The sequence below is a fragment of the Amycolatopsis sp. genome, from assembly GCF_035276945.1.
GTDB lineage: Bacteria > Actinomycetota > Actinomycetes > Mycobacteriales > Pseudonocardiaceae > Amycolatopsis_E.
Window position 1 is genome coordinate 1 of record NZ_DATELF010000049.1, and the last position, 11,929, is coordinate 11,929.

At 71.2% G+C, this 11,929-nt stretch carries 11 protein-coding genes; 6 read left to right on the top strand and 5 right to left on the bottom strand.

Annotated elements, in window-relative coordinates; translation table 11 throughout:
* The first annotated feature begins 148 nt into the window (after nucleotides 1–148).
* From VJT49_RS07725 to VJT49_RS07735, 3 genes are read left to right on the top strand one after another with little or no spacing between them, the layout of a single operon-like run.
* Nucleotides 149–583: a roadblock/LC7 domain-containing protein gene (locus VJT49_RS07725; protein ID WP_324164028.1), complete on the top strand. Its 435-nt coding sequence runs from the start codon at nucleotides 149–151 to the stop codon at nucleotides 581–583.
* On the top strand, nucleotides 580–948 hold the full coding sequence (locus VJT49_RS07730) for a DUF742 domain-containing protein (RefSeq protein WP_324164029.1): 369 nt from the start codon (nucleotides 580–582) through the stop codon (nucleotides 946–948). Before VJT49_RS07725 ends, VJT49_RS07730 begins: the two co-directional genes overlap by 4 nt.
* Nucleotides 929–1,579: an ATP/GTP-binding protein gene (locus tag VJT49_RS07735; RefSeq protein ID WP_324164030.1), complete on the top strand. Its 651-nt coding sequence runs from the start codon at nucleotides 929–931 to the stop codon at nucleotides 1,577–1,579. The genes VJT49_RS07730 and VJT49_RS07735 overlap by 20 nt, the downstream gene beginning before the upstream one ends.
* A gap of 7 nt (nucleotides 1,580–1,586) precedes the next feature.
* Here the strand turns inward: VJT49_RS07735 and VJT49_RS07740 are convergent, their stop codons facing one another.
* The 5 genes from VJT49_RS07740 to VJT49_RS07760 form a co-directional block, all read right to left on the bottom strand.
* Complete coding sequence (locus VJT49_RS07740; protein WP_324164031.1) at nucleotides 1,587–2,429, bottom strand: ferredoxin; 843 nt, start codon at nucleotides 2,427–2,429, stop codon at nucleotides 1,587–1,589.
* On the bottom strand, nucleotides 2,426–6,268 hold the full coding sequence (locus VJT49_RS07745; protein WP_324164032.1) for a hypothetical protein: 3,843 nt from the start codon (nucleotides 6,266–6,268) through the stop codon (nucleotides 2,426–2,428). The genes VJT49_RS07740 and VJT49_RS07745 overlap by 4 nt, the downstream gene beginning before the upstream one ends.
* 15 nt (nucleotides 6,269–6,283) lie before the next feature.
* Entirely contained in the window at nucleotides 6,284–6,592 is a 309-nt protein-coding gene (locus tag VJT49_RS07750; protein ID WP_324164033.1) for a type VII secretion target, read from the bottom strand.
* 121 nt (nucleotides 6,593–6,713) lie between these two features.
* Nucleotides 6,714–7,199: a DUF6194 family protein gene (locus VJT49_RS07755; RefSeq protein WP_324164034.1), complete on the bottom strand. Its 486-nt coding sequence runs from the start codon at nucleotides 7,197–7,199 to the stop codon at nucleotides 6,714–6,716.
* Between the two features lie 315 nt (nucleotides 7,200–7,514).
* Nucleotides 7,515–9,275 (bottom strand): amidohydrolase family protein, encoded by a 1,761-nt coding sequence (locus VJT49_RS07760; protein WP_324164035.1) that lies wholly within the window; start codon nucleotides 9,273–9,275, stop codon nucleotides 7,515–7,517.
* A gap of 80 nt (nucleotides 9,276–9,355) precedes the next feature.
* On the opposite strand from VJT49_RS07760, the gene VJT49_RS07765 reads away from it, so the two are divergent.
* From VJT49_RS07765 to VJT49_RS07775, 3 genes are all read left to right on the top strand, one after another.
* Nucleotides 9,356–10,189, top strand: a complete 834-nt coding sequence (locus tag VJT49_RS07765; RefSeq protein WP_324164036.1) for a MerR family transcriptional regulator — start codon at nucleotides 9,356–9,358, stop codon at nucleotides 10,187–10,189.
* Nucleotides 10,190–10,307: 118 nt separating this feature from the next.
* Complete coding sequence (locus VJT49_RS07770; protein ID WP_324164037.1) at nucleotides 10,308–10,529, top strand: ferredoxin; 222 nt, start codon at nucleotides 10,308–10,310, stop codon at nucleotides 10,527–10,529.
* On the top strand, nucleotides 10,519–11,910 hold the full coding sequence (locus VJT49_RS07775; RefSeq protein WP_324164038.1) for an NAD(P)/FAD-dependent oxidoreductase: 1,392 nt from the start codon (nucleotides 10,519–10,521) through the stop codon (nucleotides 11,908–11,910). The genes VJT49_RS07770 and VJT49_RS07775 overlap by 11 nt, the downstream gene beginning before the upstream one ends.
* The last annotated feature ends 19 nt before the right edge of the window (nucleotides 11,911–11,929 follow it).

Consider the following 11,929-nt stretch of genomic DNA (forward strand, 5'->3'; position numbering starts at 1 on the left):
CTCGCGCCGGGCCTGCGCGGGCTGGACCCGCGCGGCGGCGACGACGCCACCGCACAGCCGTCACCGGACCAGGCGCGGGCGACGATGTCCGCGCTCCAGCAGGGATTTCACCGTGGCCGCCAACGGTAGCGGCGGACAAGGAGATCAGATGGCCGAGACAGGCGAGGGCAGCCGCGAACTGAACTGGCTGCTGGACGAGATGGTGGGCAACGCGCCGCGGGTCCGGCACGCCCTGCTGCTGTCCAACGACGGGCTCGCGATGGCCACGTCGACCGGGATGGACCGGGAGGAGAGCGAGCACCTGGCGGCGGTCGCGTCGGCGCTGAACAGTTTGGCCAAGGGCGCTGGGCGGCAGTTCGCCGCGGGCGCCGTCCGGCAGACCATGGTCGAGCTGGAAGGCGGGTTCCTGTTCGTGATCACCGCGGGCGGTGGCACCTGCCTGGCGGTGGTCGCCGAGGCGGGCACCGACATCGGCCTGGTGGCCTACGAGATGGCGCGCCTGGTCGGGCGGGTCGGCGAGCACATGTACACCGCGCCCCGCGTGAACGGCCGTCCGGTGGTGCCGGAGCGGACCGGCCCGTGAACGGCGATCAGTGGTACGGCGACGACTCCGGGCCGATGGTGCGGCTCTACGTCCTGACCAAAGGGCGGGCGCGGCCGGCGGGCGAGTTCCTGGACATCGTCGCGCTCGTGCACGCCCACAGCCGCCCGGAGCACGACCTGTCCCTGAGCCCCGAACAGGCCACCATCCTCAGTTTGTGCCTGGACCGGATGCTGTCGGTCGCCGAGATCGCCGCACGCGCCGGCCTGCCATTGAGCGTGGTCCGCGTGCTGCTCGCGGATTTGCAGGAGGCCAGGCATATCGGCGTCACCCACCCGACGCCGCCGAACCGGCTGCCCAACGACCACATCCTGAGGGAAGTACTCAATGGACTCCGCGCGCTCTGAACTCGCCCCCACGCGGCCCTGGATCGCCTTGAAGATCCTCATCGCCGGGGGGTTCGGGGTCGGCAAGACCACCATGGTCGGCACGGTCAGCGAGATCCGGCCGCTGCGCACGGAGGAATACATCACCGAGGCCAGCCGCGGCGTGGACGACCCGGGCGCCGTGGAGCACAAGACCACCACCACGGTGGCGATCGACTTCGGCCGGATCACCTTCGACAACCGGCTGGCGCTGTACCTGTTCGGGACACCAGGTCAGGACCGGTTCTGGTTCCTGTGGGACGACATCGCCGAGGGCGCGCTCGGTGCGGTGGTCGTCGCCGACACCCGCCGCCTGCAGGACTGTTTCCCGGCGGTGGACTACTTCGAGCGCCGCGCGATCCCGTTCGTCGTCGCGGTCAACTGCTTCGACGGGTGTCGGCGCTACCGGGTCGACCAGGTGTCCGCGGCGCTCGACCTCGACCCGGGCACCCCCGTGGTCCTGTGCGACGTTCGTGACCGGACCTCGTCCAAGGAGGTCCTGATCGCGGTGGTGGAACGGGCCCGGCGGGATCAGCGGTTCCAGGCCGGCGGGCGGGGTGCTGAGCAGGCGGGGGAGAACCATCACCGCCTTGGCGGCGATTGGCCCGCCTGACCCGCGCTCAGCGCAGCGCACCCTCGGTGATGGCGGTGATGGCCCGGTCCCGGGTGGACTCGTCCACCTCGGGGAGCACGAACTGCCGCGACCGGAGGTGCGCGAGCAGGTCGGGATCCGGAGCCACTTCGTGCTCACGGAGGTAGTACCCGACCGCGCCGGGCCACACCCAGGCGCCGTCGGTGCGGAAGTTCAACGGCACCAACGGCTCCCGGCCGGGATCGAACGCGTCGGCGTCGTAGGTCCGGGCGGCGAGCACGACCGGGGCCGTCTCGAGGTAGGCCAGCACGCGGTCGCGCTCGTCCGGTCGCAACGCTTCGCGGTTGACCACCGGCCGGCCCGACTCCGAAAGCCCGTCGTAGACCCGCGGGGTGCGCAGCTCGCCCTCGCCGGAGAGTGCGGACGATCCCGGTGACAGGCCCGCACGCCGGCGCAGCCAGCCGGGAATGTGCTCCTCCGCACGGGGAAAGAAGCGGAGTTCGTCGGCGAAACCAACGGGAGGCGGGAGCCGGCGCCAGCGGGGTTCCTCGTCGATCGTGAACTCGGCGCGGGGCGGGTTGACCGCGTCGAGCACGACGACCGCGCCGAGCCAGGTGCCGCGCCCCGGCTGGTACATGCCCGCGCGCAGGGAGCCGAGCAGTTGCACGACCGGTGGTGGCGGCGGCGCCGGGCGCGCGACCCCGTCGGAGCCGGTGACGATCACGTCGGCCTCGATGTGCCGTCCGGCCGCGCGATACTCGGTGCGTAGTTGTCGCCACCCGGGCGGCACGGCGGCGGTTAGCGCCTGCCCGATCTGCCCAACCAGCTGAAGCCGCTGTCCGGGGGTCAGCGGTCGCGGTGGCCGGCTCATCGTTGCTTCCCCGGGTGGACCGTGGTGATACCGAGATCGAACTCCTTGAGCACGTATCCGGCGTATTTGTCCTTCGGCCGGTCCGCGGCCCTCATTTCGCGCAACTGCTCATCCGGGTAGGAGTGGTGAGCCTTTTCGACCTGAGCCTGGACATAGAAGTACCGGAGGTCACCCTGGTCGAGCTGCTTTCGCATCTGGTGGGCGACGTCCTTTTCGGCGCCACCCCGCGCCGCCATCTTGTCCAAGATGTTCCGCACGTATTCGGGATGCCCCTGTTCGTATCCGTCGTTGCCACCACGTCCGGCGCTGGGGCCTTTCGCCTCCACGATCACGTAGCGCCCGTCGGCGTCCTGGTAGATCTGGTCGAAGTGGTTCGCTCCCCGGTCCGGGACGTCCACGCGCTCGAGCGGGTTCCTGACGTATTCCGGCTGGTTGAGGCCGTCATGCACGGCGTGATCAGCGGCCAGATCACCGAGTTTGTTGTTCCAGTGGTTGCTCCGCACGTCGTTGAACACGGCCTGGTCGATTTTCTCCAACGGCGGGTGGAACTCGCTGTCGGGCCGATGCACACCCTTGACGGCGTCATTGGCTTCGCTCACGTACGAATGGATATCGGGGCGTCCCGCGGCCAGGATGTCGGCGCTGTCCAGGAGATCGGGCGGTGCCGTCTCGCGCCCGCCGATGTGGCGGTCTCCCGTGAATTCGGACTTGACCAGATTTTTGGGGTCCCTGGGGTTCCAAATCTCGTACACGCCGTTCTCGTCCCGGCGCAGTACCGGAAGCTCGACCCCCTCGTACAGTGCGTCGGCACGCTTTCGCGGGAGAATCGTCGCCGAGCCGCCGCCGATATCGCGCCAGTGCTTCTCGAGCATTTTCTCGCCGTCGGGTCCGTTGAGTGTCCTGATGATTTCCTCGTGGACGCGCTTGCGGTGGGCTTCCGCCGCGTCGTCGCCACGGGCGCGGGCGTCGTTGGGGTCGAGGTCGCGCTTGTCGGCGTGGTGGGTGTCGGGGGTGAAGCCGTCGTCGCCGACCCGGTGCGAAGTGCCGTCGGGGCGGTGGATGCTCCATTCGCCGTTCGGCGGGATCTTGGGCCGGATTTTGCCGTCGGGGCCGATCTCGTAGTCGGAGGAGAACACGCGGCCGTTCGAGTCGGTCCAGGCCGGCTTGTCCGGCGCCATCACCTCCGTGTCCAGCGACCGCGACAGGCGGTTCGCGAAGTCGTTGGACCCCGCGTCGCAGCCGATCAGCCGGATCGGGCGGCCGTCGTAGGCGCCGTTGCGGCGAAGCAGGTCGGCGAACTCTTCGGGCGGGTAGTCGCGGCCCCCGATGCGGGCGTGCCCGTCCGGGGTGACGTGCACGTCGACGGTGTAGCGGCCGTCCGGGTCGGGCTTGACGCGGTGCGGCAGATCGCCCATCTCCGGGTCGCCTCGGTGGTAGGACGTGCCCGACGAAGTGCTGTCGGCGTGCCGCTGGTTGATCTGGTCCGGGGTTGGTCGCTCCGGCTCGGGATGACCAGTGCCCGAGTCGTCGTGGTGGCCGTCGCCGCCGTGCCACTCGTGCGGGGCGCCGGGCTGGCCGGGCGGGTTCGGGCCGTGCGAGGCGGGGGGTCCCGGCCTGCTGCCGGGGCCAGGTTGGGACGGACCGGGGCCACCGGGACGGCTGCCATGGCCGTGGATGCCGGGACCAATCTGCGGTGGAGCCACCGGACCGCGGGCGACCGGACCCGGTGGGCCGCCGGGACCAACCGGATGGGGTCCCGGGGAGTCCTGGGGGCCGAAGCCACCTCGCGACGGGGCCAGGCTGGACGGGCCGACGTGGTCCGGCTGTCCACCGTTGAACGGCCGGCCGCCCCGGTTGCCCGGAGCCGGCGGGCCGCCGGGCCGGTTCGGCATCTCCGGCGTGTGCGGTGTCCGGGCGCCCGGGCTTCCCGGGGTTCCGGTCCAGCCGCTTCCGCTGCCCGGACGCGGGCCGGGGGAACCGGCGCCCGGCGAGCCGGGACCGCCCGCACCGGCCGGCATCCCGCCGCCCATCACCGGTTGCTGCGGTGACGGGCTCGACGGGGAGCCGTCCCCGCCGCGCTGGAACGGGACGTGACCAGGGTTCGTGTCGGGTGTCCGGGGCGGCGCGGTGGGTGCCGCGGACCCCGAACTGGCGGTGCTGTCGTGTGTCCCTGGCGTGGTGTCGGCGCCGCCGTGCGGGGTGTGCGCCGGTGAACCGGACGAGCCGCCGTGGCCGCTGGAGTGCCCGCCTCCGGTGGCGCCCGCCGAGGGCGAGTCCGCCCGCGACGGCCCCGGGGCATGGGCGCCCTCGCCGGGAGATCCGGCGGGGTGGGCGGCGCCGTGACCGTTCGGCGAAGCGCTGGCGCCGTCGTGGGCCGGGGACCCGGACGAGCCGCGGTCGCCGTGCGAGGTGGAGTGCGATGCCGGACTGTCGTGACCGGAGCCGGGCGCGCCTGCTCCGTTGGCTGGTGAGGCGGTGTGCGGTCCGGTGCCTGGCGCGCCTGCGCCGTTGTTCTGTGAGGCGGTGTGCGGCCTGGTGTCCGGGGAGTCGGCTCCGTTGGTCGGCGAGGGGGTCTGCGGGCTGCCGCCGCCGGGGTCGCGAACGGGCGTCCCGCCGCCGTTGCCCGGGGAACCGTGGGCCGTACCCGGTGAAGGGCTCCCGTCGCTCCCGGAACCGCGGGAACCGTCGGGCGAGCCGCCGGCCGTGCCCGCGTCCGGACCACCAGTGCCGTCGCTCCCACGACCGGAACCGTTGTCCGATCCGCCGGAACGGCTGCCCGGGGAACCGGTGCCCCCGCCATCGACGCCCCCGCCGCCCCCGCCGCCCCCGCCGCCCCCGGCGCCGTCGCGTCCGGAACTGCCCGCACCGTCCCCGCCGCCGTCGTGACCGGAAGCGTTCCCATCGGTGCCGCCGGAGTCACCGCCGTCGCCCGTGTGGCCGGAGCCGGTTCCGCCGTGGCCGCCGCCCCCGCGGCCGGTCCGGTGCGCGAAGCCACCCGGGGTGATGTGCTTGGGGTTGATCACGTCCAGCCCGGTGGCCTTGCCCGCGAGCTTGCCGAAGACCTTGATGATCTTGCCGAAGATCTCGGCCAGCCTGCCCAGCAGCGGCGACACCCGCTTGATCGTGCCCACCAGCCGCCGCAGCAGGTCGGCGATCTTGGTGGCCCACTTGGAGATCGCCGTCACCGCCTGCGCCACCACCACCGGCGTGCCGAACCCGAGGGAGAACACCGTCTCCATCACCCAGGAGATCAGCTTGCCGACGAGATCCGCGATCAGGTCCCGCACCGTCTCGCGGACGAACGCGACGACCTCCCCCATGATCATCACCACGGTGGAGATCGCCCCGGCGACCGTGGCCGCGCCCCCGATCGCCTCCGCCTGCTCCGCCGCGGACCTGCGGTAGGTCTCGGCGCCTTCCCCGGTCCAGGCCGTGGTGCCGTTCTTCACCGCGTTGGTGAACTGGGCCTGGGTTTCCTCCAGCCGTTTGGCCACGTTGCCCCAGGTCTCGGAATAGGACTGGATCACCGGCGGCTTCCCGGCCAGCGAGTCCAGCATGTCCTTCAGCGGCTGCACGTGCTCCATCAGGAACGATGCCACCGAGGACATCAGCCAGCCGAACGGGTCGATCGCCGCGTTCGCCGCCTCCGCGGCCAGCCCGAGCATGCCCAGGCCGCCCTCGACCCAGTTGCCGTCCTTGATGCCGTTGAAGGTGTCCATCGCCGACTCGGCGATCCCGATCCCGGTGGCGTACCCGTAGTCGCCGTTGCCCTCGGTGAGCGGACCTGGCCCGTCGCCATCCGTCGGCGCCTTCGCGACCAGCGAGTTTCCCTCAGCCATTCCCCAGTTCCCCAGCTACGCCTCGTACTGCTTCAACGTCGTCCCGACGCCGCTGTCGTTGTCCTGATACGCCTGCGCGGTCTTGCGGACCTTGTCGGCCACCGACTCCATCGCCGTGACGGCGTCCTGGAGCGCGTTGATCCCGTACTGCTCGACCGGATCCAGCAGCACGCGGAACGGCTGGCAGAGGATGCCGTAGGCGTCGGTGGGCATGCTGACCTGCCGTGCGGCGTCGACCGCCTGGTTCAGCTGATCGGTCAGGCCGTCGAGCTGCGAGGCATGCGCTTCCAGGTCGGAACCGACCTCGAAACCACCCTGTCCCATGTGGCCCCTCTCAACGCGAACGAACCCTTTGTCCGTTTGTCCCATATTGATGTGCTTCGGCTCGCGGAGGTTCCATTCGGGCGGGAATTGCTCCAAATGGCCTAGCTGGGCCGGTAAGCGCTTACTCACTCGCGCGCCGCCGGTGCCGCTGGGCGGCTCGCGCGTGCGCATCGGCCAGCAGGGACCGTGCCTGGGCGGCGCTGGCCTGGCCGGGGTTCAGGACGCAGACCCAGGACTGGGTGGCATAGACCGGATGCGGGAGGAACCGGTCGAGGACGGCGTAGTCGAAGTGTGCAGCACGGCCGGCGTGCGCGGCGGGCGGGTAGCCGACGAGCTTCTCGAAGCCTTCCCGGCCGACGGCGATGTTCAGCCGGAACACGCCGGGCCGGTTCAGGTTCGACACGGTGTCGAACCCGTCGTAGTCCTTGGTGACGATGGTGGCGAAGGGCATCCGCCGGCCGGCCTGCGGATCGCCGTCGGGGTCGTGGTAGACGAACGTGTCGCCCCAGGAGATCTCCGGCGCCCCGTCGGCCGCGGTCGGGGTGAACACGACGACCCCGTCCAGGCCGCTCACGAACGCGATGATGTCAATTTCGGTGAAATCCATGCCTTCAAGTGTTTCATTGAACTGCCTTTTGAGACTTTTCCGCGGAATTGCGGGTGAAACACGAGATAAGCAGGTGCCAACCCTCAAATCGCTGATCACGCCACGCGGTCACGGCGACGAGAGTGCGCGGTGCCTGAGGCGGCCAGGCCGCGAATTCGTGTTCATCGCACAGCGCGCGACGTGAAACCGCCGAAATCCTGGCCGCTGCGGCGGAATGCCGGCGGGCACCGGAGGGACCGGTGCCCGCCGGGTGGGGCCTCGATGGGGTTGGCCGAGCGCTCGTCGGCGACCCTGGTGACCGACGGGGATGTCTGGTCAGTGGTCCTCGGGTGGCGTCATGCCGATGGGGGAGTACAGCCGGCCGGCGTGCTCAGGGTGGTGCCGCTGCACCCGCACGACCCGCAGATCGACCCAGTGCCCGTCTGCGGGCTGGTCGGCCAGGGGGTCGGCCCACCGGATACGGAGGCGGTCCCGCCGTGCCTCCTGTATCCGGGCTTCCTTCCAGCGGCCCGGCTCGTCTTCGACCCACCAAACGTCGCCCAGGCACGACAGGCCGTCACGTCTGAGGATGTTCTCGGCTTCCTCACGCGAGGTGGGTTCGGCCAGCGCCGCGTGGAAGACGGTCGCAGGCTGCCAACCGGCGTTGGTGTGCTGGAGGTAGCCGAGGATCTCATCGTCCCCGCCACGGCGGATAGTGATCGTGGTGTCCGAGGTGTCTGTGGTGTCCGAGGTGGCCGTGGTGTCCGTGGTGTCCGTGGTGTCCGTGGTGTTCATGTCTTCAGCTCCCGGTTGAGAGGCGGACGTCGAATGGGGAAGCATCGCCCGGACGGCGGCCAGGACCTTGTCCGTCTGCGCGCGGAGCGCGGCCAGGCCGTCGTGCTCGTCGGTCGACCCCGCGTAGCGGCCCAGGTCGGCGCGGGCGCCCCGTTTCCACACCGCGTCAACCCGCTGGGTGCCGGTGATGTCCTGGTCCGGCCGACCGTCGACCAGGACGAGGTCCGCGCGCAGTCCCGGGCGGACCCGGCCCCGGTCGAGGAGGCCGAACACGCCGGCCGTGCGCGCCGTCGCCGCCGTGAGGGCCTCGGTCGGGGTCAGGCCCGCGGCCACGAGCAGCTGGAGCTCGCGATGGACGCTCGCACCGTGCACGGTCCCGGGGTTGGGCGCGTCCGTGCCGACCAGCAGCGGCACGCCGGCCTGGTGCAGCCGACGCACATTGTCCAGCGCCGCGGCGAAGTCCGGCAGCTGCGGGGGCATCCAGCGCCGTCCCTGCCGCTCGAGGACCCCGGACCAGGCGGGGCCCAGCCTTCGGGCCAGCTCGGGTTCGGAGAGCAACGGCATTCTCCCGTCCGCGCCGGGAAATCCGTCCGCCACCGACAGGGTCGCGATGACCGCGACGCCAGCTTCGGCGACCGCTTTGACCTGATTGGCCGAAAGCGGGTCGAAGGGCGCGTGGGCGAGGACGTCCACCTCGGTGGGCAGCAGGTCCATGGCCCCGCTGGCCGTGGACACGTGCGCCGCCACAACCAGGCCGGCACGGTGCGCGGCCTCCACGAGCGCGGTGACCGTTGGCACGTCCAAGGACGGCATGGGCATCGGGCCGCCGCCGGTGCCGTCGTCGTAGAAAACCTTCACGTGGGTGGCCCCTTCGGCGAGGCGGTCGGCGACGAACGCCTCGGCCTCCCGCGGGCCGGTCACGTAGGGGAAAGGCGCGTACATCATCGTGGGATGCCCGCCGGGTGCCGTGGCGCCGATGCTGGAGGATCGCACCTCGGCCGCGTCCGGCTCGGCGCCTTGCGCCATGGCCTCGCGCACCAGGTCGGGCTTGCTGAACATGTCCAGCATCGTGGTGACTCCGAAGGTCGGCGCCTGCCGGGGCGCGCCGGGCAGCAGGTGGACATGTGCGTCGATCAGTCCCGGCAGCACGGTGCCGCCGCGCCCGTCCACGTGCTCGTCACCGGGATGGAGCAGATCAGGGCCACCGACGGCGTCGATGAGGCCGTCGACCACGCGCACAGCGGTGTGGCCGGTCATGTGCTCGCCGTCGAAGACGCGCGCGTTCGTGATGGTCGTTGCCATGGCGGCCACGGTAGAAGTTGACACAGTGTGCACGGTAAAAGTTGACACAGTGTGAAGGTCAAGTTCGTAGGATTGGCGGCGTGCTCCACTCGATCAGCCAGGTCGCGAAGGCCTCCGGCGTGTCCGCGCGGATGCTGCGTCACTACGACGCGATCGGCCTGCTTCCGCCGAACTGTGTCACCGCCAACGGCTACCGCTGGTACGGCAGGACGGAACTGCTGCGGCTGCAACGCATCCTGGTGCTACGCCGACTCGGCCTCGGGCTGGAACGGATCGGCGAGGTCCTGCGGGAGCAGGCCGACGAAGCGACCGCGCTGCGCGGGCACCTGGCACAACTGGAGGACGAGCGTCGCCACCTCGACCGGATCATCGCCACCGTCAAGCAGACTGTCGCCGACCTCGACGAGGCCCGGATCAGTGATCCCGAACAGTTCTTCGCCGGGCTGCGACGGGACCGGACCGCCATGCGGCGCACCTTCCTGTCGGCCTTCGGAGAGCAGACCACAGAAGCCTTCGACTCCGCCGAGACCGCCCAGGCCAGCTTCACCGCCGCCGACTACGAGCACGCCGCCGCCCAGGGAACGGCCCTGTTCCGACGGCTCGCACAGGTCATGCGCGCCGGGGCCGCGCCGCACGAACCCGCCGCACTGGACGCGGTGGCCGAGCACTACGAGTCCGTGTGCCACTACTGGCAGCCCACCCCCGAGGCCTACGCCGCCATGGGGAGGCTGTACCTGACCGACCCCCGGCAGCGGTCGATGGCCGAACATGCCGACCCGGACCTGCCCGCCTGGCTGGCCGCGGCCATCGAGGCCTACGCGCGGCGCCGCCTGGGACTGCCACCTGGGACTGTGGGGCACGCGGGGCCACCACCAGGACATGGCGGTCACGGCGAGAACGACGCCAATTCCTGACGTGACGTCAGGTGCGAGCATCGACGGTCCGGGAACGGTGACGCCGAGGGGGGAGTATCGCGGGGAGGTCCGCTGGGACCCCACCCAAGCGCGGCGGCACACCGGAGGGCGAGGCGGGATGAGGATTGTCGTCGACCTGAACCGGTGCCAGGCGTACGCGCAGTGCGCCTTCCTGGCACCTGATGTGTTCACCCTGCACGGCGAAGAAGCCCTGTTTTACGAGCCGCGCGTCGGCGAGGCGAAGGTCCCCGACGTGCTGCGCGCCGCGGCCGCGTGCCCGGTCCAGGCCATCCTCGTGGACGCCGGGGACAAGCGGGAGGCGGACACCGATGGCCGCTGACGGCATGCGGGCGCTGCGCGAAAACGGGCGCATCGTGATCGTCGGTGCTTCCCTGGCCGGGCTTCGTGCCGCGGAATCGTTGCGCGCGGAGGGGTTCGAGGGTTCGCTCACGCTGATCGGGGACGAACCCCACAAGCCGTACGACCGCCCGCCGCTGTCCAAGCAGGTGCTGCTCGGCCTGGTGCCACCGGACCACACGGCGCTGCCCGGGCAACGCCCCGTCCACGCGCGGTGGCGGCTTGGCGTCGCCGCGGCCAAGCTCGATCTGGACAGCCGGAAAGTGCTGCTGGCGGATGGGGAAGCGGTGGCGTTCGACCGCCTGCTGATCGCCACCGGAGTCCGGTCCCGGCCCTGGCCCAACCCGGTGGAAGCCGCGCTGGACGGGGTGTTCGTGCTGCGTACGAGGGACGACGCCACCGGGCTGAGCCGGCGGCTGGCCGCGCGCCCCCGCCGTGTTCTGATTATCGGTGCCGGCTTCACCGGTTGCGAGATCGCCTCCGCGTGCCGGGAGCGGGGGCTGGCGGTGACCGTGGCCGAACGCGGCCCGGCGCCGTTGGTGGGCGCGCTGGGCGGCGTCGTCGGCGCGGTGGCCGCGGAACTGCAGCGCGAGTACGGCGTCGACCTGCGTTGCGGGATCACGGTGACCGCGCTGGAAGGCGACGCGCGCGGGCGGCTGCGATGCGCCCACCTGTCCGACGGCAGCGTGCTGGACGTGGATGTCGCCGTGATCGCGCTCGGCGCGGTGCGCAACACCGCGTGGCTGGACGGCTCCGGGCTGGCCGCCGGGCCGCGCGGGATCGCCTGCGACGCGGGATGCCGGGCCTTCGACGTCCACGGCATCGTGACGGACGACGTGTTCGCCGCGGGTGATGTCGCACGGTCGCCGCACCCGCTGTTCGGGTACCAGTTCCTGTCCCTGGAGCACTGGGGCAACGCGGTGGCGCAGGCCGAGATCGCCGCCCACAACATGCTGCACGCCGGGTCGGCGCGCCGCCCGCACCTGTGGATGCCGGCCTTCTGGTCCACACAGTTCGGCGTCACCATCAAGTCGGTCGGCGTCCCCTCGATGGCCGACGAACTGGTCGTGACCCAGGGTTCGCTGGCGGAGCGCCGGTTCATGGCCGCGTATGGACACAGGGGCCGGGTCATCGCCGCGGTCGGTTTCGACCAGGCGAAGTGGATGGGTTTCTACCAGCAGCTCATCGAAAAGGGGGCGCCGTTCCCACCCGGGTTCCCCGCGGTGGACCAACGGCCCGAGAGGCTGCGGCCGATCCCGGCCGAATTCCCCGACCCCACCCTGCCCAGCCACAGTCCCACTGTCACCCTCACCGGTCACTCGCCCAGCGAGCGGCGGGTCCTGTTCACGCCCGCCCAGGCCTGAGGCCGAGATTCAAGGAGTC